Annotated in this window: 22 protein-coding genes; 15 read left to right on the plus strand and 7 right to left on the minus strand. The window is 70.0% G+C overall.

Going from position 1 to position 23825, the window contains the following annotated elements:
* Positions 1 to 37 precede the first annotated feature (37 nt).
* From ACFHWS_RS05310 to ACFHWS_RS05355, 10 genes are all read left to right on the plus strand, one after another.
* Positions 38 to 2065: a beta-galactosidase gene (locus ACFHWS_RS05310; RefSeq protein WP_416557007.1), complete on the plus strand. Its 2028-nt coding sequence runs from the start codon at positions 38 to 40 to the stop codon at positions 2063 to 2065.
* Entirely contained in the window at positions 2062 to 2976 is a 915-nt protein-coding gene (locus tag ACFHWS_RS05315) for a carbohydrate ABC transporter permease (RefSeq protein WP_416567725.1), read from the plus strand. Before ACFHWS_RS05310 ends, ACFHWS_RS05315 begins: the two co-directional genes overlap by 4 nt.
* Complete coding sequence (locus ACFHWS_RS05320; protein ID WP_416557009.1) at positions 2973 to 3863, plus strand: carbohydrate ABC transporter permease; 891 nt, start codon at positions 2973 to 2975, stop codon at positions 3861 to 3863. The genes ACFHWS_RS05315 and ACFHWS_RS05320 overlap by 4 nt, the downstream gene beginning before the upstream one ends.
* Before the next feature lie 54 nt (positions 3864 to 3917).
* The gene (locus ACFHWS_RS05325; protein WP_416557010.1) at positions 3918 to 5240 is read left to right on the plus strand and encodes an ABC transporter substrate-binding protein; all 1323 of its coding nucleotides are present in this window, start codon (positions 3918 to 3920) and stop codon (positions 5238 to 5240) included.
* Positions 5241 to 5250: 10 nt separating this feature from the next.
* Positions 5251 to 7344 carry an alpha-galactosidase gene (locus ACFHWS_RS05330; protein ID WP_416557011.1) on the plus strand — a complete coding sequence of 698 codons (2094 nt, stop codon included), beginning with the start codon at positions 5251 to 5253 and terminating at the stop codon, positions 7342 to 7344.
* A gap of 138 nt (positions 7345 to 7482) precedes the next feature.
* Positions 7483 to 9744, plus strand: coding sequence for an FAD-dependent monooxygenase (locus ACFHWS_RS05335; RefSeq protein WP_416567726.1), 2262 nt, complete (start codon positions 7483 to 7485; stop codon positions 9742 to 9744).
* Positions 9745 to 9818: 74 nt separating this feature from the next.
* Positions 9819 to 10121 (plus strand): putative quinol monooxygenase, encoded by a 303-nt coding sequence (locus ACFHWS_RS05340; RefSeq protein ID WP_416557013.1) that lies wholly within the window; start codon positions 9819 to 9821, stop codon positions 10119 to 10121.
* Positions 10118 to 11386, plus strand: coding sequence for a cytochrome P450 family protein (locus tag ACFHWS_RS05345; RefSeq protein WP_416557014.1), 1269 nt, complete (start codon positions 10118 to 10120; stop codon positions 11384 to 11386). Before ACFHWS_RS05340 ends, ACFHWS_RS05345 begins: the two co-directional genes overlap by 4 nt.
* A gap of 62 nt (positions 11387 to 11448) precedes the next feature.
* Positions 11449 to 12135: a TcmI family type II polyketide cyclase gene (locus tag ACFHWS_RS05350; protein ID WP_416557015.1), complete on the plus strand. Its 687-nt coding sequence runs from the start codon at positions 11449 to 11451 to the stop codon at positions 12133 to 12135.
* 105 nt (positions 12136 to 12240) lie between these two features.
* Entirely contained in the window at positions 12241 to 12435 is a 195-nt protein-coding gene (locus tag ACFHWS_RS05355) for a hypothetical protein (RefSeq protein WP_416557016.1), read from the plus strand.
* Between the two features lie 39 nt (positions 12436 to 12474).
* Here ACFHWS_RS05355 and ACFHWS_RS05360 read toward each other — a convergent pair whose 3' ends face one another.
* Together ACFHWS_RS05360 and ACFHWS_RS05365 are read right to left on the minus strand one after the other, a co-directional pair.
* Positions 12475 to 12627, minus strand: a complete 153-nt coding sequence (locus ACFHWS_RS05360) for a hypothetical protein (protein ID WP_416567727.1) — start codon at positions 12625 to 12627, stop codon at positions 12475 to 12477.
* On the minus strand, positions 12624 to 12854 hold the full coding sequence (locus ACFHWS_RS05365) for a hypothetical protein (protein WP_416557018.1): 231 nt from the start codon (positions 12852 to 12854) through the stop codon (positions 12624 to 12626). The genes ACFHWS_RS05360 and ACFHWS_RS05365 overlap by 4 nt, the downstream gene beginning before the upstream one ends.
* 126 nt (positions 12855 to 12980) lie before the next feature.
* Here ACFHWS_RS05365 and dapF point away from each other — a divergent pair, with 126 nt between their 5' ends.
* Positions 12981 to 13976: a diaminopimelate epimerase gene (gene dapF / locus ACFHWS_RS05370; protein WP_416557019.1), complete on the plus strand. Its 996-nt coding sequence runs from the start codon at positions 12981 to 12983 to the stop codon at positions 13974 to 13976.
* 323 nt (positions 13977 to 14299) lie between these two features.
* Entirely contained in the window at positions 14300 to 16171 is a 1872-nt protein-coding gene (locus tag ACFHWS_RS05375; RefSeq protein ID WP_416567728.1) for a S8 family peptidase, read from the plus strand.
* Here ACFHWS_RS05375 and ACFHWS_RS05380 read toward each other — a convergent pair.
* The 3 genes from ACFHWS_RS05380 to ACFHWS_RS05390 form a co-directional block, all read right to left on the minus strand.
* A complete protein-coding gene (locus tag ACFHWS_RS05380) occupies positions 16168 to 16638 on the minus strand; it encodes a hypothetical protein (RefSeq protein WP_416557021.1) in 471 nt (156 codons plus the stop codon). The genes ACFHWS_RS05375 and ACFHWS_RS05380 overlap by 4 nt on opposite strands.
* Before the next feature lie 211 nt (positions 16639 to 16849).
* A complete protein-coding gene (locus ACFHWS_RS05385) occupies positions 16850 to 18673 on the minus strand; it encodes a hypothetical protein (protein WP_416557022.1) in 1824 nt (607 codons plus the stop codon).
* Between the two features lie 260 nt (positions 18674 to 18933).
* Positions 18934 to 19191, minus strand: coding sequence for a hypothetical protein (locus ACFHWS_RS05390; protein WP_416567729.1), 258 nt, complete (start codon positions 19189 to 19191; stop codon positions 18934 to 18936).
* A gap of 339 nt (positions 19192 to 19530) precedes the next feature.
* Between ACFHWS_RS05390 and ACFHWS_RS05395 the strand changes: the two genes are divergently transcribed.
* Both ACFHWS_RS05395 and ACFHWS_RS05400 read left to right on the plus strand, forming a co-directional pair.
* Positions 19531 to 19896, plus strand: coding sequence for a cellulose binding domain-containing protein (locus tag ACFHWS_RS05395; protein WP_416557024.1), 366 nt, complete (start codon positions 19531 to 19533; stop codon positions 19894 to 19896).
* A 254-nt stretch (positions 19897 to 20150) separates the two neighbouring features.
* On the plus strand, positions 20151 to 21425 hold the full coding sequence (locus ACFHWS_RS05400) for a hypothetical protein (RefSeq protein WP_416567730.1): 1275 nt from the start codon (positions 20151 to 20153) through the stop codon (positions 21423 to 21425).
* Here the strand turns inward: ACFHWS_RS05400 and ACFHWS_RS05405 are convergent.
* Together ACFHWS_RS05405 and ACFHWS_RS05410 are read right to left on the minus strand one after the other, a co-directional pair.
* Positions 21388 to 21612, minus strand: coding sequence for a hypothetical protein (locus ACFHWS_RS05405; RefSeq protein WP_416557026.1), 225 nt, complete (start codon positions 21610 to 21612; stop codon positions 21388 to 21390). The two genes, ACFHWS_RS05400 and ACFHWS_RS05405, sit on opposite strands and share 38 nt — an antisense overlap.
* A gap of 26 nt (positions 21613 to 21638) precedes the next feature.
* On the minus strand, positions 21639 to 21776 hold the full coding sequence (locus tag ACFHWS_RS05410; RefSeq protein ID WP_416557027.1) for a hypothetical protein: 138 nt from the start codon (positions 21774 to 21776) through the stop codon (positions 21639 to 21641).
* 201 nt (positions 21777 to 21977) lie between these two features.
* Between ACFHWS_RS05410 and ACFHWS_RS05415 the strand changes: the two genes are divergently transcribed.
* The gene (locus ACFHWS_RS05415; RefSeq protein ID WP_416567731.1) at positions 21978 to 23816 is read left to right on the plus strand and encodes a GNAT family N-acetyltransferase; all 1839 of its coding nucleotides are present in this window, start codon (positions 21978 to 21980) and stop codon (positions 23814 to 23816) included.
* Positions 23817 to 23825: the final 9 nt, after the last annotated feature.

Consider the following 23825-nt stretch of genomic DNA (forward strand, 5'->3'; position numbering starts at 1 on the left):
CACAGAGTCAGTTCGTTCCGGCAGCGAGGACACCCCGATGAAACCGCCCCGTGACCGGCCGGCCGCACCACTGCTGCCGTCGATCCGCGGCATCACGCTGGGCTGCGACTACAACCCGGAGCAGTGGCCGGCAGCGGTGTGGCGCGAGGATGTGGCGCTGATGCGTCAGGCCGGCATCGGCCTCGTAGCCATCAACATCTTCGGTTGGTCGAGCATCGAGCCCCGGCCGGGCGAGTACGACTTTGCCGCCCTCGACGAGGTGATCGGCCTGCTGCACGACGCCGGCATCAAACTCAACCTCGGCACCGGCACTGCTTCCCCGCCACCCTGGCTGACCACCCGGCACCCCGAGCTGCTGCCGCAGGCAGCTGACGGCACCACCCGGTTCCCCGGTGGTCGGCAGGCGTGGTGCCCCAGCTCGCCGGTGTTCCGCAGGCACGCCCTGGCGCTGGTTGAGCAGGTCGCCCAACGCTACGGCGGGCACCCCGCGTTGGCGCTGTGGCACGTGTCCAACGAGCTTGGCTGCCACAACGCGCTGTGCTACGACGAGGCCAGCGCGGTCGCCTTCCGGAGCTGGCTGCGAAAGCGCTACGACAGCCTTGACACGCTCAACGACGCCTGGGGCACGGCCTTCTGGAGTCAGCGCTACGGCGACTGGGACGAGGTGGAACCACCCCGGGCGAACCTGTCAGTGCCCAATCCGGCGCAGCTACTGGACTTTCACCGGTTCAGCTCCGCGCAGTTGCTGGAGCACTACCGCGCCGAAGCGGCGGTGCTGCGCCGGCACAGCACCGCGCCGATCACCACGAATCTGATGGTAACCGCCCATATCAGAGATCTAGACTACTGGTCCTGGGCGCCTGACCTGGACGTCGTGGCCAACGACCACTATCTGGACCACCGGCTCGGCGACCCGGTCGCGGAACTGTCCTTCGCCGCCGACCTCAGCCGTGGGCTAGCCGGGGGAGCGTCGTGGATGCTGATGGAGCAGGCGACCGGCGCGGTCAACTGGCAGCCCTGGAACCTCGCCAAGGAGCCAGGCCAGATGATCCGCAACTCGCTCACCCACGTCGCCCGGGGCGCCGACGCGATCTGCTTCTTCCAGTGGCGGGCCTCCGCCGCCGGGGCTGAGAAGTACCACTCGGCGATGCTGCCGCACGCCGGCACCGACACCACCACCTGGCGGGAGGTGCTGCGGCTGTCGGAGGTCTTGGACCGCGTCGGTGAGGTCGCCGGCACTCGGGTGCGCTCCGACGCGGCCCTGCTGTTCAGCTGGGAGTCCTGGTGGTCCGCCGACGGTCCGGCCCGCCCGTCGACCGAGATCCGCTACCTCGACCAGGTGCACGCCGCCTACACCGGCCTGCGGGAGCTCGGCGTGACCTGCGACGTCGTCGCGCCGGACGTCGACCTCGCCGGCTACCGGCTGGTCGTCGTGCCGTGTCTGCACCTGGTGACCGATGAGCAGGCCGCCGCGCTGGCCGAGTACGTCGACGCGGGCGGCCACCTGCTGGTGACCTTCTACAGCGGCATCGTCGACGAACACGACCGGATCCGCCTCGGCGGCTACCCCGGTGCCTTCCGCGAGCTGCTCGGCGTGGTCGGCGAGGAGTTCGTCCCGCTGCTGCCCGGTGTCGAGGTCACCCTGGACAACGGAGCCCGCGCCCGGTGGTGGACCGAGCGGTTGCGAACCACCACCGCCGCGCCCCTCGCCCGGTACGCAGACGGCCCGCTGCCCGGCACCCCGGCCGTCACCCGCAACGCCCACGGCGCCGGCACCGCCTGGTACGTGGCGACCGCGCTGGCCTCCGATGGGCTGCGGGACGTGCTGCGTACCGCCGCCGACAGGGCCGGGGTGACCCCGCACGGTCCGGAGAACGACGGCTCGGTCGAGGTGGTCCGGCGCGTCGGTACCGACCGCAGCTACCTGTTCGTCGTCAACCACGGCCGTCGGGAAATTCGCCACGCCGCCAGCGGCTACGAGCTCGTCACCGGGACCCCGGTCGACGGGCAGCTGCGGGTCGGCCCCGGCGAGGTCCGGGTGGTCAGAGAGGAGCCGGCTCGGTGAGCAGATTCCGTACGGTGCGGTCGACGGCGACCGGCCGTCGCCGGGCACCCGTACCGCACAAGCGCGCCATCGCGATATTCGTGGTGCCGTTCGGGGCGCTTTTCGCGCTGTTCTACGCCGTCCCCATCGGCTATGCCGTGGTCCAGTCTCTGTACGTGGTTGAACGCACCGGCACCTTCGGTCCGGCCCGGGAGGTCTTCGGCGGGCTCGCCCAGTACCAGCGGGTGCTCACCGACAGCCCCTTCTGGTTCTCGATCGGCCGGGTGCTGCTGTTCGGCGCGGTGCAGGTGCCGGTGATGCTCGGCCTCGCCCTGCTGCTGGCCCTGCTGCTCGACTCGGGTCTGGTCCGCGGTCGGCGCTTCTTCCGGCTCGCCTTCTTCGTGCCGTACGCGGTGCCCGGCGTCGTCGCGGCGATCATGTGGGGCTTCCTGTACTCGCCCAACCTGTCGCCGTTCACCGCCGTCACCGGTCGGGCGGACCTGCTCGGCGCGGACCTGGTGCTGTGGTCCATCGCCAACGTCGTGACCTGGGTCTACGTCGGTTACAACATGCTGATCATCTACTCGTCGCTGCTGGCGATCCCGCCGGAAATCTACGAGGCGGCGCGGCTCGACGGTGCCGGCCCGGCCCGGATCGCCTGGTCGATCAAGATTCCGATGGTGATGCCGGCGATCGTGCTGACCACCGTCTTCTCCATCATCGGCACCCTGCAGCTGCTGGCCGAACCGCAGGTGTTCCGGACCTTCAGCTCGGCGGTGTCCAGCACCTACACCCCGAACCTGACCGTCTACTCCACTTCGTCGATCCCCAACTTCAACCTGGCTGCGGCCTTCTCGGTGGTGCTCGCCTTGGCGACCTTCGCGCTGTCCTTCACGTTCCTGAAGTTCACCCAGCGTCGGGGCGTGCGATGAGCGCCCCAGCCCGCACCCCCGCCGGCCACTCGCCTGGCGGTACGCCGCTGCGGAGTTCGATGCTGTCGCGGTCCGCCGCCACCCTGGTGATGCTGGTCTGCACCGCGTACTTCCTGGTGCCGATCTGGTGGCTGTTGGTCGCTTCGGCGAAACCCGGCGGGCGGGTCACTCAGGGGGCGCCCCTGTGGTTCGACGACTTCGCGCTGGTCGACAACGTTGCCGAGGTGCTGACCTACCGCGACGGAGTGTTCCCCCGGTGGATTCTCAACAGCCTCGCCTACACCGGCGGCGCCGCCCTGATCGGCACTCTGCTCGCCGCGATGTGCGGGTACGCCCTGGCCAAGTACCGGTTTCCCGGCCGGGAGACGCTGTTCAACGTGGTGCTCGGCGGCGTGCTGGTGCCGGCGACCGCGCTCGCCCTGCCACTGTTTCTGATCTTCAGCCGGTTCGAGGCGACCAACACCTTCTGGTCGGTGTTCCTGCCCAGCCTGGTCAACCCGTTCGGGGTCTACCTGGCCCGGATCTACGCCGCCGCGAGCGTGCCGGACGATCTGCTGGAAGCGGCCCGCCTCGACGGCGCTGGTGAGGTACGGACCTTCTTCACCGTCGCCACCCGGCTGATGCTGCCCGCACTGGTCACCATCTTCCTGTTCCACTTCGTCGCGGTCTGGAACAATTTTCTGCTGCCGCTGATCATGCTCGGCGACGAGCGGCTGTTCCCGGTCACCCTCGGCCTCTACACCTGGAACACCCAGGTCAACCAGTTGCCCGAACTGCGTGGTCTGGTGCTCGTCGGCGCGTTGCTGTCGATCGTGCCGCTGGTCGCGGCGTTCCTGCTGCTCCAACGGTTCTGGCGGACCGGCCTCGGGGCGGGCTCGGTCAAGTGACCCCGCCTTTCGCCGGACCCCCGTCCATCCACCGATAATGAGAGAAGGATTTCGATGAGATTCCCCGCCTCGACAGTCGGCGTACTGCTCGCCAGCACGCTGGCGCTGGTCGCCTGCTCCTCCGGCGATTCCGGCGATTCCGGTTCCGGCGCCGACTGCAGCCCGGCCGAAGGCCCGGTCACCCTCGACTTCACCTCCTGGATCCCCGGCATCGAGCAGGTGGTCGAGGTCTGGAACGAGCAGAACCCCGACATCCAGGTCAACGTGCAGACCGGGCCGAACGGCAACGGCGGCACCTACCAGAACTTCTTCAATCAGCTGCGGGCCGGCAACGCGCCGGACCTGGGCCAGATTGAGTACGACGCGTTGCCCAGCTTCAGGGTGCAGGACGGCCTGGTCGACCTCGGTGCCTGCGACATCGTGCTCGACGCCCGGGACCAGTTCGTCGACTGGACCTGGGGGCAGGTCAGCTTCGGCGAGGAGGGTTCGGCGTACGCCGTACCGCAGGACGCCGGACCGATGGCCCTGTTCTACCGAGCGGACCTGTTCGAGGCCAACGACATCGAGGTGCCGACCACCTGGGCCGAGTACGCGGCCGCCGCCGAGACAGTCCGCGCAGCAGGCGGCTACATCACCAACTTCTCGCAGAGCGACATCAACCAGTTCGCCGGCCTGGCGTGGCAGGCCGGCGGCCGCTGGTTCGCCAACGACGGCGATCAGTGGACGGTAGACCTGACCGACCCGCAGACCACCCAGGTCGCCGAGTTCTGGCAGGACCTCATCGACCGAGACCTCGTCTCGGCCGAGCCGCCGTGGACCACCGAGTGGGACAACGCCTACAACAGCGGTTCCGTCTGGACCTGGGTATCAGCGGTGTGGGGCGCCAACTCGATCAGCTCCGGTGCGCCGGACACCGCCGGCAAGTGGGCGGTCGCGCCGATGCCGCAGTGGAATGCTGGCGAGCAGGTAGCCGGCAACTGGGGAGGTTCATCCATCGCCGTGTTCCAAGGCAGCGAGCACGTCTACGAGGCAGCTCAGTTCGCACTCTGGTTGAACACCTCCGAGGAGGCGTTGACCCTGCTCAACGCAGAAGCGAACATCTACCCGGCCACCACCGCCGGTACCCAGCTGCCGGCGCTGCGCGAAGGCGTGGAGTTCTACGGCGGCCAGCCGATCTACGAGGTCTTCGCCGAGGCGTCGCAACAGGTTGCCGCGGACTTCGTCTGGGGCCCGACGATGACCCAGACCTACGCTGACGCCTCCGATGGCTTCAAGGCGGCGGTCTCCGGTCAGGGCACCCTGCTGGACGCACTGACCGCCGCCCAGGCCTCGACGGTGGATACCCTGAAGTCGCAGTCCATCCCGGTCACGGAGTAACCGTTTGATCATGTACCTGCGGGCCGCGGGCACCAGCCTCGTGCTGGACGCCCGTGGCCCGCACCCACCGGTCGTCCTGCACTGGGGCGGCGACCTTGGCGACCTGACCGAGGGCGAGTTGACCGACCTGGCCGACGCGGCGGTCCCGCCGGTGCCGCCCAGCGCGGTCGATCAGCCGCTGCGGTTGACCCTGCTGCCCACCCCGGGCCAGGGCTGGACCGGCCGGCCCGGCATCGCCGGACACTGGTCCGGGTCCGGGCGGCCCGTTGACGACCTGCGGCTGCGAGCGGTCAGCCGGACCGGCCCCCGCGATCTGGTGGTCGACTGTGACTGCGCCGCCAACGGGTTGCGGGTGAGCACCGATGTCTCGCTGAGCGACCAGGGCGTTCTACGGATCCGCCACCAGGTACGCAACACCTCTGAGGTCGACCTGCACCTGGCCGCGTCGGACGTGGTGCTGCCAGTGCCGGAGCAGGCTGCGGAGGTGCTGGACTTCACCGGGCTGTGGGCCCACGAGCGACGTCCGCAGCGCGGCCGGCTGCGCGACGGTACATGGATGCGGCAGACCCGCCATGGCCGGCCCGGGCACGACGACCCGTTCCTGATGGTCGCCGGCACCGCCGGCTTCGGGTTCCGGCATGGCCGGGTGTGGGCGGTGCACCTGGCGTGGAGCGGCGACAAGCAGCTGTACGCCGAACGCCAGGCAACCGGGCACAGCCTGCTCGGCGCCGGTGAACTGCTCGCCCCCGGCGAGCTGATCCTGCCGCCCGACGGCAAGTACACCACCCCGTGGACGGTCGCCGCTTTTTCCGCCGACGGCCTCGACGGTCTCTCCACGCGGCTGCACGGCTGGATCCGGGCCCGCCGGCCGCTGCGCGGGCCTCGGCCGGTGGTGCTCAACACCTGGGAAGCGGTCTACTTCGACCACGATCTCGACCGGCTGACCCGGCTGGTGGACGCCGCCGCGCAGGTCGGCGTCGAACGATTCGTCCTCGACGACGGCTGGTTTACCGGTCGGGTCGACGAGCGGCGGGCGCTCGGCGACTGGGCCGTCGATCCGCAGCGCTGGCCGGCTGGTCTGGGGCCGCTGGTCGACCGGGTCCGCTCCCGGGGCATGGACTTCGGGCTGTGGGTGGAACCGGAGATGGTCAGCCCTAACTCCGAGCTGGGCCGCGTCCACCCCGAGTGGCTGCTCGGGCCGGCGCACGCTCCGACCTGGCGGCACCAGCGGGTGCTCGATCTGGGCAACCCGGACGCCTACCGGTATCTACGGGGGCGGCTTGGCGCGCTGCTCGAGGCGTACCCGATCGCTTACCTCAAGTGGGACCACAACCGGGACCTGCTCGCCGCAGCCGGCGCGCACCGGCAGACCACGGCGCTCTACCGGCTCCTGGCCGACCTGCGGGTGGCCCACCCTGACCTGGAGATTGAAAGTTGCGCCTCCGGTGGCGGCCGCATCGATCTGGGCATCGGTGAATTGGTCGACCGGTTCTGGACCTCCGACACCAACGACCCGCTCGACCGGCAGCGGATCCTGCGTTGGACCAGCGTGCTGATGCCGCTGGAGTATCTCGGCGGGCATCTGGGTGCCGGCACCGCGCACGTCACCGGCCGGGCCACCGATCTGGGCTTCCGGCTGGCCACCGCGCTGTTCGGACACGCCGGCATCGAATGGGACCTGACCTCCGCGACCGACGCCGAGCGCGCCGACGTCGCCGAGTGGGTCGCCGCGTACCGGCGGTTGCGGCCACTGCTGCACACCGGGACGCTGGTGCGCGCCGACAGCCCCGATCCGGCCCGGCAGCTGTACGGGGTCGTCGACGCCGACCGGCACACCGGCGTGTACGCCCTGGTGGCGCTCGACGCGGCGCGGTCGGCGTTGCCGGTGCCGCTGCGGCTGCCCGGCCTCGACCCGCAGCGTCGCTACCGGGTGAGCCCACTGCGGATCGGCCCGGCGCCGGCGACGCTGCAGGTGCGGCCGCCGGCCTGGCTGCACCCCGGTGAGGTGACCCTGCCCGGCCGGGTGCTGGCCGAGGTCGGACTGCCCGCACCGCTGCTGCACCCGCAACAGGCGGCGCTGTTCACCGCCGATGCGGCCGGCTGAGCGCACACCTGTAGATCGTTCCCCCGATGGGTCGCTGGCGCGTCACCGGCCGCCCACAGTGCCCCGTGCCGTGTTGACGGTCGGGTGACGCGGTGTTGGCGAAGGTCAGGTCCACCGCACGCCGTTCAGGGGGACCAAATGATCAGGACGATGCTCCGGGTCCGCGCCCGCAGCGGATTTGAGACGGTTGTGGCGTCGGCGTGGCGCGCCGTCGCCGACGACATCGGTGCGATGCCCGGGAACCGACTACGCCAGCTGCTCGTCGACGCCACCGATCCGGGTACCTTCGTCGTGGTCACCGAGTGGGCGGACGACGCCGCGCTGCGCGACTATCTCGACGGACCCGTCGCCCGGCGGTGGGCCGACGCCGTACAGGCCGCCTGCGAACCGCCTGCCGTCGGCAGCTACCGGGTGATGCACGGCCGGGCCGGCACCGACGCCCGGATCTATGTCGACGTGGCGATCGTCGTTCCCGTCGACCGGATCGACGAATTTCACCGTGGGCACGTCGAGGTCGTCACCCGCATGTCCGGAGTGGATGGCTACCTGCGCGAGGAGCTGCTGCGCGAACCCGGCACCCCGGTGCACCACATCTTCGCCGAGTGGCGCAGTCAGGAGCAGTTCCGCCGATGGATCTCCGACCCCGACCACGAGCGGGCCGAAGCCGGTCCGATCGCGGAGTTCCTCGTCGGGATCCGGCCCCGGATCTTCCACCCCGCCGACCCGTCGAACGACCCGCCAGCGGCACCGGCACACAGCACCGACGTGCTGGTGGTCGGCGCCGGGCCGACCGGGCTGACCACGGCGATCGAACTGGCCCGCCGGGGTGTCGACTGCCAGATCATCGACAGACTGACCAGCCCACCGGACCAGGCAGACAAGGCGATCGGGGTGCACTGCCGCACCATGGAGATTTGGGCGGACCAGGGCGTCGACCGAGAGGCCATGAACGCCGGCAGCTGGCTGGTCGGTCAGGCGGTCTTCGTCAACGGGCACCAGGTGCACCGGGGCAGCTGGGAGCTGCCCGGGCTGCCGTACGCGCACCTCGGGCTGCCGCAGTACGAAACGGAACGGATTCTCACCGACCGGCTCGCCACCCTCGGCGTACGGCCCCGGCGCGGCACCGAACTGGTCGACTTCACCAGCGACGACGACGGGGTCACCGCCAACCTCGCCCACGCCGACGGCGGCACCGAAACGGTCCGCGCCAAGTTCCTCGTCGGTGCCGACGGCGCGCACAGCCGGGTACGCCAACTACTCGGCCTCACCTTTACCGGCGGGCTGGGCCGCTTCCCGCAACTGTTCATGCTCGGCGACGTCGACGTGGGCTGGGACATGCCCGCCAACCACCTGCTGCGGTTCATCCACGAGACCGACGGCCAGCTGGACAACATGCTCGTCTGCGTACCGCTGCGGGGTGAATCCCGCTACCGGATCGCGACGATGGCGCCGCCGCGCTACTTCGCCGCTACCTGCGGCGAGAACGCCCCGCCCGGGTTCAGCGCCGAACTCGGCGAACCGACCCTCGCCGACGTGCAGGCAGTGCTGGACCAGCTCGCGCCGGCCGGTACGACCGCGGCCAACCTGCGGTGGTCGTCGATTTTCCGGATCAGTCACGGCATCGTCGACCGCTACCGCGATGGGCGGATCTTCGTCGCCGGCGATGCCGCCCACCTGCACCCACCAGCCGGCGGCCAGGGCATGAACACCGGCATTCAGGACGCCTGGAACCTGGCGTGGAAGCTGGCGCTGGCGGTCCGTGGTGTCGCCGCGCCCGGCCTGCTGGACAGCTACGAGATCGAGCGTCGACCACAGGGGGAGGAGGTCGTCGGGCGGGCGGTGCGGCTGGCCTTCACCGACGAGTTGGAGCGTGAGGACCTCGAACGGCAGTTCCTGCAGGAGATGTCGATGCTGGTCAGCTACGCCGACAGTCCACTGGTCGGCGAGTCGCTGGCCACCGTGGACGCGCTGCGCACCGGCCCGGCCCCGGGGGAGCGCGCTCCCGACGTGTCCGGCCTGCGTCGGCGCGGTGTCGGGCATCCGATGCGGCTGCACGAGCTGACCCGGGGGACCCGGCACACCCTGCTGCTCTACGCCGACCGGACAGCGGACGAGGCCACTCTGGCCGCCATCGACAAGCTCAGCGCCGACCTGCCGGAGCGGACGTACGGCGAGGTCGAGGTCTACCTGCTGCTCAGCCCGGACACGCCAGCCCCGCCAGCGGACCATCCACCGGTGCTACACGACGCCGCCGGTGGGTTCCGGGCCGGGTACGGCACCGCCGGCGCCGCCGCCTACCTGATCCGGCCGGACGGCTACGTCGGTTTCCGCAGCCAGCGGATCAACGTCGAGGCACTACGCCACCACCTGCACCTGGTGTTCAACGGCGGTGCCCGGTGACCGCCGCTTCCCCGAACCACACGGGCCAGACGGGCCGGACAGACCAGATAAACCCGGCCGGCCCAGTCCGTGCCGTGCTGTCGATGCGAACCCGCCCCGGGTGCGAGCGGCGGTTCGAGACCGAGTGGCAGGCCATCGCCGATCAGATCCGCATGCTCGACGGTTGCCTGCGCCAGGACCTGGTCCGCGACGCCGACGATCCCCGTAGCTACCTGATCATCACCGACTGGGCGGACCGGGAACGCCTCGACGCGTTCGGCCGCAGTGCGCAGCGCGACCGGCTGCTGCGGGTGATCCGGGAGTTGCGTGAATCCGCGCAGCGGCACACCTACCAGGTGCTGCACAGCGTGCCGAGCGAACGAAAGGAGCCGCGATGACCGCCGACCCACGACCGGCCGAGCCGGTCGGGTCCAACGAGCCAGCCGTCCCGGCGGCGGAGTTCTACACCGACGGTTACGCCGCCGACCCGTACCCCACCTACGCCCGGATGCGTGCGCAGTGCCCGGTCCGGTTGGTCGCCTCACCTCGGTTCGACTCCTATCTGATCACCCGCTACGACGACGCGCGGGCGGCGTTGACCGACCCTCGGCTGTCCAAGGACCTGTACGGCCCGGAAGGCCACTACCTGCGGTTCTTCGGGCCCAACTCGGAGGGCCTGAACAAGAACATGCTCAACTCGGATCCGCCGGAGCACAGTCGGCTGCGGCGGCTGGTGTCGCAGGCGTTCGCGCCCCGGCGGATCGAGGCCCTGCGGCCCCGGATCGGCCAGGTCGTCGACGATCTGCTCGACAAGTTCGCGCCGAGAGGCGAGGCGGACCTGATGCACGAGTTCGCCGTACCGCTGCCGATGGTGGTGATCTGCGAGCTGCTCGGCGTGCCGAAACCCGACCACGAACAGGTGCTCGGCTGGACCCAGGTGATCCGGACCTCCGGCTCGGCCAGTCGACCGCCCGACCAGGAGCGGGCGGCGGTGCAGCAGGTACAGGCACAGCTGCACGACTACCTGACCGGGCTGGTCCGGGCCAAACGCGCGACGCCGGCCGACGACATGCTGACCGCCTTGATCGACGCCTGCGACCACGGTGGGGCGCTCACCGAACGGGAGCTGGTCTCCACCGCGTTCCTGCTGCTGTTTGCCGGTCACCAGACCACCGCCGACTTCCTCGGCAACGCCATGCTGGCTTTGTTGACCAACCCTGGACAGTACGAGCTGCTGCGGGCCCGGCCCGAGCTGCTGCCGGCGGCCGTCGAGGAGCTGCTGCGCTTCGACGGCCCGCTGCCGATCGCCAGCCCTCGGGTGGCCACCGAGGACGTCGAGTACGACGGTGTCCGCATCCCCCGCGGGGCAGCGGTCGGGGTGGTGCTCAACTCGGCCAACCGCGACCCGGACCACTTCACCGACCCCGACCGCCTCGACGTGACCAGCGAACGCGGACCCCATCTGGGCTTCGGCCACGGGGTGCACTACTGCCTGGGGGTTTCGCTGGCCCGCATCGAGGCCCGGACCGGTATCGGCGGGCTGCTGCGCCGGCTGCCGGACCTGCGGCTGGCCGTACCCGCCGCCGAACTGCGTCGACTCCCGGCAGCCTCGCCGTTTCGCGGGCTGCTCGAGCTGCCGGTCCGGTTCACCGCCGCCGGCTGACCCACCACCGGTCACCGGGCGAACCGACCCGGCTGATCCCCACCGTTCTGCGAGGAGTTGTCATGGTCTTCCGCAACGTGATCGTCTGCCGCATGGTGCCGGGCAGCGAGAACAAGATCGCCAAGACTTTCGGCCACTACGACAAGGCCACCCGGCCGCAGGACTTCGGCGTCATCGGGCGCATCCTGCTGTCCCACCACGACCTCTACATCCACATCGTCGAACGCAACGAGGACCCGGCGGTCTCCGGGCAGACCCGGGGGCTGCCGGCGTTCAAGGAGATCGCCGAGGCGATCGGCCCGTACGTCACCCCGTACCCGCGCAACTGGCAGAACCCGTCGCACTCGGTGGCCAAGGAGTTCTACCGCTGGGCTGCGGAGGGGAGCAGCCCGGCGGGAGGGGCCGGCCCGGACCCGGCCGGCCGGCATCTGACCGTGATCGTCGGGCGGATCAAGCCCGGCGCGGAGGACAACGTCGCCCGAATCTTCACCGAATCCGACGCCGGCACGTTGCCGGTCGAGATGAGCGTGACCGCACGCTGGCTCTACTCGATCGACGACGTCTACGTGCATCTGCTGGAACGTTCGGTCCCGCACACCGCCGACGACGCGCGGATCCACGACAAGCCGAAGTTCGGCAAGATCATGGAAGAGTTGAGCCCGTACATCAGCCCGTACAACCAGGACGCCTGGCGCGGCCCGGTGGACGCGGTCGCCAAGGAGTACTACCGCTGGCGGGCTGAGGACTGACCCCGACGGTGCGGTGACCGGCGGTCGCCGCCAGCCGGCTACCGGGAGGCGGCGACCAGCCGGTTGGAGCCGGCCCGGGTGACGTCGTAGCCGACCCGACCGGCGGTGCCGAGCAGCTTCAGCGCCGCGCGCACCCTGAGCGGCGGCCAGGCCGGACGCCTCGGCCAGCGCGCCGACGTCGATGCTCGGATCCCAGTCGAGCAGTTCGCCGATCAGCTCGGCGTCGTCGGCGACCTCGTCGCCGGCCAGGGCGGGCAGGACGCCGCCCTCGCCGGAGAAACGCCGGGCCGGCTCCGGTGACAGGGTCAGCGACAGGCCCATCCCGGCCAGGTCCAGCTCTCACACGGTGGCCGCCGGTGCCGCGCCGGCGGCCACCGGCGGTCCGTACACCCACAGCACCGACCGGGCGCCGGCACCGGGCAGCCGGCGCAGCAACGTCGCAGCCTCGGCGGCCGGGATCTCCGCCCGCAGGTCCGTCCCCGCCGCGATCACCTGCACCTCGGCGAAGCCGCGTAGCCAGCGGCGGGCAGCGGCACCTTCCGCTCCACGACCAAACTGTCCATCATAGACGCCGTCAGGTCGTCCGGGGTGACGTCGAGGCGGGCGTACACCCCGCAGCAGCCGGAGAAGGACTCGAACCGCAGCCGGTCGCGCCCGCCGGTGACCACCGGGTCGAGGCTGGCCGGGTCGATGGGCCGGTGGTAGCGGGTGCGGGCCACCTCGGCGACGGGCGGACGGGTTCAGATACCGGTAGGTCGCGACGGCGTTCACGGTGGCGCAACCGTAGACTGGTCGCCGGTGCCGGCCGGTCGCGGCGGCGAGTGACAGCGGGGGAGTGCGTACGGATGAGGTCAGGCCTGCCGATTCTGAAGGCGCACGGCTCGCAGAACGACATCCTGGTCGTCGAGGGCCGGCCGGGCGACTACGCGGCCGAGGCGGACGTGCCGCACCTGGTCCGCCGGCTCTGTGACCGGTCTGGGCCGCTCGGCGGCGGCGACGGCGTCTACTTCGTCGATCTCGGCCCGGCGGTGCCGCAGGCAATGTTCTTCAACCCGGACGGCTCGTTCGCCAAGCTGTGCGGCAACGGGATGCGCTGCGTCGGACGGCTGGTGCTGGACACCCGCGACGCCGAGCGGGCGGTGGTCCGGGCCGGGGACAGCGACTTCGTGGTGCTGCGGGCCGAGTCGACGCCGGAAGGAGTCCGGCAGACCGCGGTCGAGATGCCGAAGGTGGATTTCGATCCCGCCGAGCCGGTGGTCGCCGTGGCGCAGCCGCACGTCGACACCCCGCTGCCGGCGCTGCACCCCACGTACGGACTGACCGCACTCTCCGTACCGAACGACCACCTGGTCGCGGTGGTGGAGAAGTTCGACGAGGCCGAGCTGGTCGCTACCGGGGAGCGGATCACCGCCGCCACTGACCTGGTACCGCGTGGGGCGAACCTGTCGTTCGTGTTCCCGCTCGACCACGGCGAGATCTACGTGCAGACGTACGAGCGGGGCGCCGGGCTGACCCCGTCGTGCGGTTCGGGCGTCGTCGCCTCCCGGGCGGTCTGGTCGCGGCTCGGCCTGGCCGGGGCCGGCGAGCGGATAATCGTCCGAAACCCGGGTGGGGTGGCGACGGCCTGGCTGACCGGTGACCCAGCGGCCTGGCAGGCCACCTTGCAGGGCAACGCGTCGTACGTCTACCGGGCCGACGTCGACCTGGCGGCGGTCGTCGCCGGCACCTTGGCGTCGGTGCGGCGGGACACGTTCGTCGACGAAGTCGAGGCGTTCGCCCAGTTGCGGGAGAACAACCACGCCGTGCTGCACGCCGCCGGCGTACACCCTTCGATCGGCTGATTTCTGTCCCGACGCGGGCCGGCTCCGGCCCGGCTCCGGCCCGAAGTCGGGCACTTCCGATTTTCCGACCGGCCACCGACCGGGTGGCGACTGATTCCAGTCTGGTCAGCGTCAACTCTATGTCGATGGACATCAATGCAATGTCGAGTGATGCGGAGTTCTGGCGGTATCGGCAAAAGGTGCCAGCGTACGGGAGCACAAGACAGAATGACATGCCTCTACATCAATCTGTTTTGCGCCTAACATCTGTGTCAGTCAGGTACCCCGGTAACCCGGTCGGCCTGTCACAAACAGGTCGGCCGTGCATCGAAAGGAGGCGGGAGATGACACTCTCCCGGCCACCCCGGCGCCGCTGGCGCCTCGGGCTTACCACCATCGCAGTAGCGACCGCCGCGCTGGCGTTCGCCGCGCCGGCCAACGCCGAACCAGCGGAAGGCCAGATCCTCTACGCGGGCGGTGAGAACACCGTCGCAGGCTCGTACGTCGTAGTCTTCGACGAGAGCAAAGTGGACAGCGGCGGGGTCGGACGTACCGCACGCACTCTCGCCGCAAAGCACGACGGCGCGGTGGCCCGCACCTACTCGACCGCGCTGCGCGGCTTCGAGGCCCGGCTGACCGAGAAGGCCGCCAAGCGCCTCGCCGCCCACCCGGCGGTCGACTACGTCCAGCAGAACCGCACCGTCACCCTCGCCGCCACCCAGACCCCCACCCCGTCCTGGGGCCTGGACCGCATCGACCAGACCGCGTTGCCGCTCGACGACAGCTACACCTACCCGAACTCCGGATCCGGTGTCACCGCGTACATCATCGACACCGGCATCCGGTTCGCCCACAACGACTTCGGCGGGCGGGCCGTCACCGGCTTCGACGCGGTCGACGGCGGCAGCGCCGACGACGGCAACGGGCACGGCACCCACGTCGCCGGCACGGTCGGCGGCACCGCGTACGGGGTGGCCAAGGATGTCACCCTGGTGGGGGTCCGGGTGCTGAACAACAGCGGCGGCGGCACCTACGCCGGGGTCATCGCCGGCATCGACTGGGTCACCGCCGACCACGCCGCGGGCGAACCGGCGGTGGCCAACATGAGCCTCGGCGGCGGCTTCGACCAGGGAGTCAACGACGCGGTCACCCGCTCCATCGCCGACGGCGTTGTCTACTCGCTCGCCGCCGGCAACAGCAACGCAAACGCCTGCAACTACTCGCCGGCCGCCACCCCCGACGCCATCACCGTCGGCGCCACCACCAGCACGGATGCCCGGGCCAGCTACTCCAACTGGGGCACCTGCCTGGACATTTTCGCCCCGGGCAGCAGCATCACCTCGGCCTGGCACACCACCAACAGCGCCACCAACACGATCAGTGGCACCTCGATGGCCGCCCCGCACGTCGCCGGGGCGGCAGCGCTGGCATTGGCGGCCAACCCCGGCTATACCCCGCAGCAGATCCGTGACCTGCTGGTCGACGACGCCACCAGCAACGCAGTCAGCAACCCGGGCAGCGGATCACCGAACAAGTTGCTGTACATCGGCGACGTCGAGCCGCCCACCCAGGACTTCACCCTCGCGGTCACCCCGACCAGTGGTGCGGTCGACCCGGGCGATTCGGTGACCGCGACGGTCAGCACCACCACCGTGATCGGAGCCCCGCACACCGTCACCCTCGGTGTCACCGGGCTGCCGAGCGGTGCGACCGCCATCTTCAGCCCGCCGTCGGTCACCTCCGGCGGGTCGGCGACGCTGACCATCGCCACCACCACCGGGGTCGGCACCGGCGTCTTTCCGCTGACCGTGGTGGGCACCGGGCCGGAGACGGCGCAGTCGGCGCCGTTCACCCTCACCGTAAACAGCCCGCCCGGCTGCTCGCAGACCAACTCGACCGACGTCGCGATCAACGACAACAGTACGGTGGAGAGTTCGATCACCATCACCGGCTGCCCTGGCAACGCCAGCTCGACCAGCACCATCGAGGTGAACATCTTCCACACCTGGATCGGTGACCTGACCGTGTCGCTGATCGCCCCGGACGGCAGCATCAACGTGCTGCACAGCCGGTCGGGCGGCAGCACCGACAACATCTTCCAGACCTACACCCGGGACCTGTCCGGTGAGGTGGCCAACGGAGTCTGGAAGCTGCGGGTGCAGGACTCGGCCAGCCTGGACACCGGCTACCTGGACAGCTGGACGCTGAACCTCTAGCCGAAACGGCGACGGACCGACCGGGACCCGGTCGGTCCGTCGCCGTCGCTGTTGCGCCTCGCGTCGCTGGTCAGCCGCCGAGCTCGTCGGCGAGGTCTTGCAGGTCCTGCATCGTCTCGGCGAAGTCCGCCGTCTCGTCGGCCGGCGGGGCCTCGACGGTGACCGCCCTGCCGTAGTCGGTAGTTCATCGTGATGTCGTTCTTCGTGCCCATGACGAGCTTCACCCGACGTGGCTGGTACTGCTCGTCAACCCACACATCGACGGCGACCACGGTGATCTCGCCGTCCTCGAGGTCGATTTGGGTCAGCTCGGCGGCCGGTGAGTCGCCGAAGCTGATGACGCCGCTGACGTCGACCGGATCGCTGCTGGGCCAGGTCCGCTCGCAACGCCACGGCGTCCAGAGCTCGTTGTCGACCATGGTGCCGGCCACGGTGGTGCCGGCGAGTGTGCGTCGGGTGCTGACCATTCTGCCTCCATCGGTACGGCGGCCGGACCGCCAAAGCCTAGGGCGATGCATTGGCGCACACCACTTTCGCCGTCGGTTGTTCCGCGATCCGCGCACCTCGACTGCCAGCGCATGAGCGGTATGAGCGAACAGTCAATTAGGCCACCGACAGTGGGCACGCACCGCCCGAGGTAGAGCGGTGCGTGCCCACTGAGGAGTGAGTCGATCGTGGTCAGGAAGCAGCCGGGGTCAGTTTGATCAACTCCCAGCCGCCCTCCGGCACGTCGTCGGTCGGATCGGTCCGTAGATTCATCGGGTTCGCCATGCCCAGGTACAACGTCGATCCGTCGGCCACCATCGTGCGGATGCCGTAGTTGAGGTAGTTGCCGGCCAGTCCCTGCGTGTCGACCGCCGTTGCCGGCCGCAGAGTCGAGCCGAACATCCACAGGTCGCCGCCGTACCGCTGCGGGTCGATGGTGATCGGGTCGGGCCCGGCGGTCGACGCGGTGGCCGCCGCCGGATAGCCCATCCCGGCCGCGGTCTGCGGCAGCAGGTCCTTGGCGAGGTAGCTCCAGTCCATCGTCCCGACGAACAGCCGGCCACCGGACACCGCCATCGTCCAGGTGTAGTTGTTGTAGATGTTGCCGAAGCCCATGTGGCCGTACCGGGGCCGGTAGCCGGTCAGCGCCCACCGCCAGGCACCGGCGCCGTCGTTGGCGTCGGCGTCGTACGCCGGCAGCACCGCCTCGCCGTACAACAGATCGACCCGCTGCGTCGCGGTGCCGAACCGCTTGCCCCGGAAGATGCTCACTGCCCGCTGCGACCGCTCCAGCGTCGTGCGGGCCGCCAGCTCGTCCACCGGCGGGTACGCCTCGGCCACCATCGCGGTCGACTTCATCGGCACATGCATCGTGCCCCAGTAGAGATATCCACGGTACGAGGCCAGCGCGCCGAGCCCGTACGAGCCGGCGATCACCGGATCCGGCTCGTAGGACGCGGCACTCCACACCTGCGTCCACCCGGCGGTGTCGTCCGGGGTCAGACCGGGCTCGGCGGCGGCCAGCGGAGGACTCATCCACACCCCGGCGATGCCCGGGTCTGGCTCGTCGGTGACACCGATGCGGCCGGACCGTCCGCTCTCGGCCGTACGCGCGCCGGCCGACCCGCTGCCAGCGGCCGACCAGGTGCTGACGAAGACCCGGCCGCCGTGCAACTCCAGGTCGGCGACCTGCGCCGGCAACTGCCCGACCTCGACGAAGTTGAACGGGTCGGTACGGTCACCAGCCCAGCGCAGGATGTGCCCGCCGTCGCGACCGTTGGGGCCGACACCGACCCCGGCGTACAGCACGCCGTCGGCGACCAGGAAGTTGCGGATGTTGCCGTACTGGGTGAAGTTGGCCGAGCCGAGATAGTCGCCGGTCACCGTGTCAAAAGCGAACATGCTCACCGTGGCCCCGAGCGCCGGCCCGGCCAGCAGCACCACGCCCTGATGGGTACCGCCGGCCCGAAGACCCAGTGTGCGGCGCAGCCGGGACAGATCGTCGGGCGACGCGGAGGTGATGTCACTGGTCTTCTCGGTCAACGTGCCGGAGGCCAGGTCGTAGACGTACGCCCGGGGCTGCCGGTGGTCACCGACGCTGACCGGCATGATCGGATTTTCCTTGGCGACCTGGCTCTCGGCGAACTCGCACACGTAGTCGTCGGTCATCCGGGGATTCGGCAGGGAGAGCGTCGCCCCGGTAACGATGCAGTTGACGTTCGACCCGGTGCCGAACCACAGCCGGTCGTGCGCCTGGGTGAGTGACCACACGTACGCCTGGTTGACCTTGGCCTGGCCGGACTCGCACGCCGGGCCGGCCGGGTAGGGCAGGCCGATACCGGCGAAGCACTCGTCCGGGGTGGCCTTGGCGAGCAGTTGCGTGTCGAACGCCGATCCGCTGGGCGAGGGTAGCGGCCTGGCGGTGGCCGGTGACTGGGCGACCGCCAGAGCGGCGGGCAGAGCTATGAGGACGGCGGCGGACAGCAGGCGCCGTCGTGATGTCTGAAGCCAGCGCATTGATTCCCTTTCGGTCAGTGCGACCAGGTCCGGTGCCGAAGGGCGAGGCCCGGGGTGGACGCTGCGCTGACAGTAAGCTAGATCGATTACCGGTCCATGTCCGACCTCCGAGTGGATTCGTTGTCGCAGGTGGCCGGCGCACGGCTCAGGCGCGTCACGCCGGGCTCAGCCGCAGGCGGCGCCGTTGAGGGTGAACCGCTGGGCGCGCGGCGGCGTCGTACAGCGTGGGGTCGCTGTAGGCGCGGTTGAACCTCAGCGACTCACCGACCATCAGCTCGGTGTCCCGGACGGCGGCACCGTGGTCGCGGATGGAGTGCGCATTTCTCGACGTCGGGTGACACGACGGTCCGGACGATCGACAGACCGAGCTGCCCCTGGCCCATGCCGACGAGCGTCTGGGTGTCGCTGGTCGTCCATTGGTCGCCGCCGCTGCTGAAGATCGGGGTGGCGGCACCGAACCCGTCGATCGTCTGGTGCGACGAGCCGGTGTTGACGGTGATGTCGGGCGTCGCGGCCATCGACGGTGGGCGGTCAGGACGCCCGCAGCGGTCACTGCGGCGAGTGCTGCCGCCGCGCCGGTTTTGCCCGCGGCTCGGACTTTCAGCACTGCCGCTGCCGCCCACTAGCCATAGACGCCCATCGTTCAAACGCGCTGTTTGGTGGGCAGTCGACTCCCGACGGGCTTTCGGTGCCCTACGGAATACGTGGATGAAACTCGCATATATCCTACGGTGACCCGGTCTGTCATGCGATTCGCGCATCGCTTTATGCCGCAAGAAGCGGCATTGAAATGCGGCTATGTAAGGTCGTAGGGTCATGTCACTTGGCGGAACTAGTGGATGGTGGTGGTGGTCTCAATGCGGAAGCTGCTCGGCTTCGTTGCGGCACTGGCAATCGGTGTTTACGCGACATTGTTCTTCGCGCCGTCGGCGCAGGCGACGACGGCAACATTTACCCAGACAAGTTCCTGGTCGTCCGGTTATGTCGCCGAGATCGTGGTCACGAACGACTTCACCGTGCCGATCACCGGTTGGGAGGTGGCGTTCACGCTGCCGGCCGGGTCGACCATCTCCAGTGCGTGGAGTACCCAGGTGGCGACGACCACTCCGCATTACACGCTGATCAACACAAGCTGGAACGGATCCCTTGCGCCGGGGCAGTCCGTCGCCATCGGGTTCGTGGTGACCGGCACCGGCTTGCCGACCATCCTCTGGCCGCTGTAGCGTCCGCACTCCGGCGTCGGAGCGCCTGCGGCGTTTCTGGCCGCAGCCGGTCCGACCGGGCATCCGGTCGGACCGGTGTGATCTCGCCCATCTTCCGCCCCGTCAGCGGCGGAAGATCCGGCCGGGGGCTTGCGTACGCCGATCCAGTGGTTACGGTCGGCTGACCGTACCGGTGGAAAAGCGGCGAGGTGACCTTGTCTGAGGTAGAGCGGAATCGGCCGACAGTGGCGCAACGCGCCCGCCGTACCGTGTTTGTGGCACGTTTCGCGAGGTGGCTGGCGGGTCCGGCCGGCACCGGGTTTATCGGCGTCTTCTTCACCGTCGGCACCGCCGCGTTCAGCGCGGCCGGCGGGATCGCGCCTGACCTGGCCGCCGAGGGCCGGTCGCAGGGGCGGGACCGGGTCTGGTGGCTGGTCGTCTTCCTCTGTCTGGGGGTGGCGGCGGTCGCCGGTGGCGCGGCGCTGTGGTGGTGGCGCAACCGGCTGCGGGAGACCCGGGGCATCGCGTACGTCGTCAATGAGACGGCCGCCGAGTGGACTCCGGAGCAGAAGGAAGGCTTCCTGAGCGAGGTACGGGACCAGTTCGCGGTGTTCCGGCCGGTGCCGCCGCTGCGCAGCTTCGACCGGACGGCGGTGTGGCCGCACGGTGAGGAGGCGACCCGCTGGGGCCGTGACATGGACGCCGTGGTCCGGCACTTCCAGGTCGCCAACCACGACCCGGACGGCCGGGACGCCGCCTTGGACCGGTCGCTGTTCGTGTGGGCACCGTGGCCAGTGGCGGTCGCCTTCGGACAGCGGACGACGGCGTTCAGCCGGGGACGGGCGGTGCGGGTCCGCCAGCGGGACAGCTTCGGCCGGCAGGGGCCGGTGCGGGCACGACCGCTGCAGGACGACGGACATTCGTTCCAGCAGCAGATCGAGCGCCCCGGCGACGGGCTGTTCGGCGAGTTGAACGTGCGACGTCACCAGGTGCGGCTGCAGATCAGCCGCAACGGTCAGCCGGACCCGGCGGCCGGGCAGGAGCCGGTGCCCGATATCGCGCCGGGGACCGCACTGGTGTCGGTGCCGGAGGTGCTGCTGCTGGTGCTGCGAACCAACCACAACCGGTTCGGGCTGCTGCCGAGCCTGCCAGTGGACGTCACCGACCGGGCCGCCCACGACGACGCGGCGGCAGGCAGCCGCGAACCGGTCGTCTTCGAGCTGCACGACGCGGTCGGGCTGGGACTGCCGGCGATGGTGTCGACGGAGCTACGGGAGTGGCGTTACCTGCCGCCGCCCGGCGAGACCCAGCACCGGTGGGCGGACTATCCGGCGATCGTCGCCGCGGCGGCCCAGTGGGTGGCGGATCAGGCCGCCGCCGCTCCGGAGGCGATCGTCCTGCTCGGCGCGCAACTGCCGCAGGAGATCTCGGTCGGGCTCGGCATCTGGTCGGCCCGGCAGTACCGCTGGCCGCGGCATGTGTGGCCGATCTACTTCCAGCTCGGTGCGCAGTTCACGATCCCGCACCTCGATCTGGGCCGCCCCACCTGACACCGGGTACCGACCGGTCCTTGCCGGTCGGTTGTCGCTCGTCGGGCCAGCGGCGGAACCCGGTGCAGTCCTCGGTCACCACGATGCGGAACGCGACGGTCTGGGTGGGACTGTCGTTCGACCCCGGGTAGTTGGGATACGTCGCCACCGATGACCCGGCGGGCAAGTGGTTGGTGCCCGTTGCCAACTGCGGCCAACCGCCGACGAGCCTGATCAGGACGAGACTGCGCTGCCCGACGGTCGGCCGGGTGTGCCGCTTGTGGCTGCGGCCGGTAGGCCACCGTACGTCACCGATGCCAGCGCGGCGGCCAGGCCGAGCGCGTACGCCGTCGCGCGGTGCTTGGATTCCATGGCTGGTTTCCTCGGGTCAGCGGCCGGCTGCACGCCGATCGCATCCCCCGACCGGATGGATCAGGTGATCGTGACGGCCGGGCTGTAGTGGCCCTTCAAGCCATGGCGGCCACCGATCTGTGTCAACGGTCGGCCGGGGTATCCCCTTGGACACGCCCCGGTAGACGGCAGCGGAGATATCTCTGACTATAGTCAGAGATTGTGAGCTTGGAATCTCGGATCCAGACCATCCGCGCGTTCAACCGCGACGTCACCGAACGACTCGGCGTGCTGGAGGACCGCTACCTGGCACGCGACCGACCGCTCAGCCTCGATCGTCTGCTGTGGGAGATCGGCACCGACGGCATCGAGGTCCGTGAGCTGCGCAGCCGCCTCGGACTCGACTCCGGTTACACCAGCCGGCAGCTGCGCGCACTCGAGCAGGAAGGACTGGTCGTCGTTTCCCCTTCGGAACACGACAGCCGGGTCCGCCGGGCCACCCTCACCCCGTCGGGGATGGCGGAGCTGGCGGTGCTGGATCAGCTCTCCGACGAACTCGTCGGGACGATCCTGGCGCCACTGACCGAACACCAACGCGACGAGCTCGCTACCGCGACCGAGACCGTACGCCGCCTGTTCGCCGCGTCCACGGTCGCTATCGCCGCCGCCGACCCGGCATCGGAACCGGCGCGGTGGGCGGTCGACGCGTACCGCCGTACGCTCGACGACCGTTTCGACGGCGGGTTCCGGCCTGAGCGGACCCGGCCGACCACCGATGATGTCCTACGTCCACCCTCCGGGCTGTTCCTGCTCGCCACGTTCAGGAGTCGACCCGTCGGATGCGTCGGCGTCACCCGGGTGGCCGACGCGACTGCGGAGATTCGCCGGCTCTGGGTGTCGTCCGAACTGCGCGGTCTGGGGATCGGGCGACGGCTCCTCGCCGCGGCCGAGGACGCCGCCGTGACGCTCGGAGCGGGCGTCGCCCGACTGGAAACCAACCGGACCCTCACCGAGGCGATCGGCCTGTACCGGGCCGCCGGGTACGACGAGGTGGCCCCGTTCAACGATGAGCCGTACGCGCACCACTGGTTCGCCAAATCGCTGACCGGTGAGTCGTCGACCGGCGAGCTGCTGCCTTCGGGCGGTGCCGGTGCCCCGCTCGGCCGGGTCGGGTTTCTCGGCCTTGGCATCATGGGGCTGCCCATGGCCCGCCGGCTCGCCCGCAGCGGTGTCGGGCTGACCGTGTGGAGCCGTACCCCGAAGTCCGACGACGAACTCGCGGTCGCCGGCGCCCGCACCGCTGCGAACGTCCCGGAGGTGTTCGCGCAGTGCGACACGGTGATCGTGATGCTGCGCAACGCGGCCGCCGTGGATCAGGTCCTCCGTGACGTCCCCGGCGGCATCGCCCACCTCGTCGCCGGACGCACGATCGTCAACATGGGAACCCTTTCCCCCGAGTACTCCAAGGCACTGGCCGACGAGGTCGAAAGCGCTGGCGGACACTACGTCGAAGCCCCGGTCTCCGGCTCCCGCCGCCCGGCGGAGGACGGCAAACTGGTCGCGATGGTGGCGGGCCGCCCCGACGTCGTCCGGCGCACCGTCGCGCTGCTCGACCCGATGTGCGCGCAGGTCACCGTCTGCGGACCGGTGCCGTCCGGACTCACGATGAAGCTCGCCGCCAACGTCTTCCTGATCGCCCTCGTGACCGGTCTCGCCGAGGCGTTCCACTTCGCCGACCGGCACGGTCTCGATCGGGAGTTGCTGCGTGGCATCCTCGATGCCGGTCAGATGTCCTCGCCGATCTCCCGGGTCAAGACCGCGAAGCTGGTCGCCGACGACCTCTCCGCGCAGGCGGCCATCGCCGACGTGCAGATGAACGCCGAGCTCATCGTCGACGCGGCCGCCGTGGCTGGGGCAGGCGTCCCGCTCAGCGAGCTGTGCCGGGCGCTCTACGCCGACGCGGTCGGCCGTGGCGACGGAGCCATCGACATGGTCGGCGTCATCCGGACCATCGCCGCCGGACGGCAGATCGCCGTCAGTTCCGTGGCCGGTGGGGAATAGCGACCCGTG

It is taken from the genome of Micromonospora sp. LOL_013, assembly GCF_048060315.1.
Taxonomy (GTDB): Bacteria; Actinomycetota; Actinomycetes; order Mycobacteriales; family Micromonosporaceae; genus Micromonospora_E.

Excerpts from the sequence above, each read along its gene's own strand:
- ACFHWS_RS05385 (WP_416557022.1), bottom strand. The coding sequence starts at position 18,673 with ATGCGCTGGCTTCAGACATCACGACGGCGCCTGCTGTCCGCCGCCGTC.
- ACFHWS_RS05390 (WP_416567729.1), bottom strand. The coding sequence starts at position 19,191 with ATGGCCGCGACGCCCGACATCACCGTCAACACCGGCTCGTCGCACCAG.
- ACFHWS_RS05375 (WP_416567728.1), top strand. The coding sequence starts at position 14,300 with ATGACACTCTCCCGGCCACCCCGGCGCCGCTGGCGCCTCGGGCTTACC.
- ACFHWS_RS05395 (WP_416557024.1), top strand. The coding sequence starts at position 19,531 with ATGCGGAAGCTGCTCGGCTTCGTTGCGGCACTGGCAATCGGTGTTTAC.
- ACFHWS_RS05310 (WP_416557007.1), top strand. The coding sequence starts at position 38 with ATGAAACCGCCCCGTGACCGGCCGGCCGCACCACTGCTGCCGTCGATC.
- ACFHWS_RS05345 (WP_416557014.1), top strand. The coding sequence starts at position 10,118 with ATGACCGCCGACCCACGACCGGCCGAGCCGGTCGGGTCCAACGAGCCA.
- ACFHWS_RS05350 (WP_416557015.1), top strand. The coding sequence starts at position 11,449 with ATGGTCTTCCGCAACGTGATCGTCTGCCGCATGGTGCCGGGCAGCGAG.
- ACFHWS_RS05335 (WP_416567726.1), top strand. The coding sequence starts at position 7,483 with ATGATCAGGACGATGCTCCGGGTCCGCGCCCGCAGCGGATTTGAGACG.
- ACFHWS_RS05320 (WP_416557009.1), top strand. The coding sequence starts at position 2,973 with ATGAGCGCCCCAGCCCGCACCCCCGCCGGCCACTCGCCTGGCGGTACG.
- ACFHWS_RS05330 (WP_416557011.1), top strand. The coding sequence starts at position 5,251 with ATGTACCTGCGGGCCGCGGGCACCAGCCTCGTGCTGGACGCCCGTGGC.
- ACFHWS_RS05410 (WP_416557027.1), bottom strand. The coding sequence starts at position 21,776 with ATGGAATCCAAGCACCGCGCGACGGCGTACGCGCTCGGCCTGGCCGCC.
- ACFHWS_RS05325 (WP_416557010.1), top strand. The coding sequence starts at position 3,918 with ATGAGATTCCCCGCCTCGACAGTCGGCGTACTGCTCGCCAGCACGCTG.
- ACFHWS_RS05380 (WP_416557021.1), bottom strand. The coding sequence starts at position 16,638 with ATGGTCAGCACCCGACGCACACTCGCCGGCACCACCGTGGCCGGCACC.
- dapF (WP_416557019.1), top strand. The coding sequence starts at position 12,981 with ATGAGGTCAGGCCTGCCGATTCTGAAGGCGCACGGCTCGCAGAACGAC.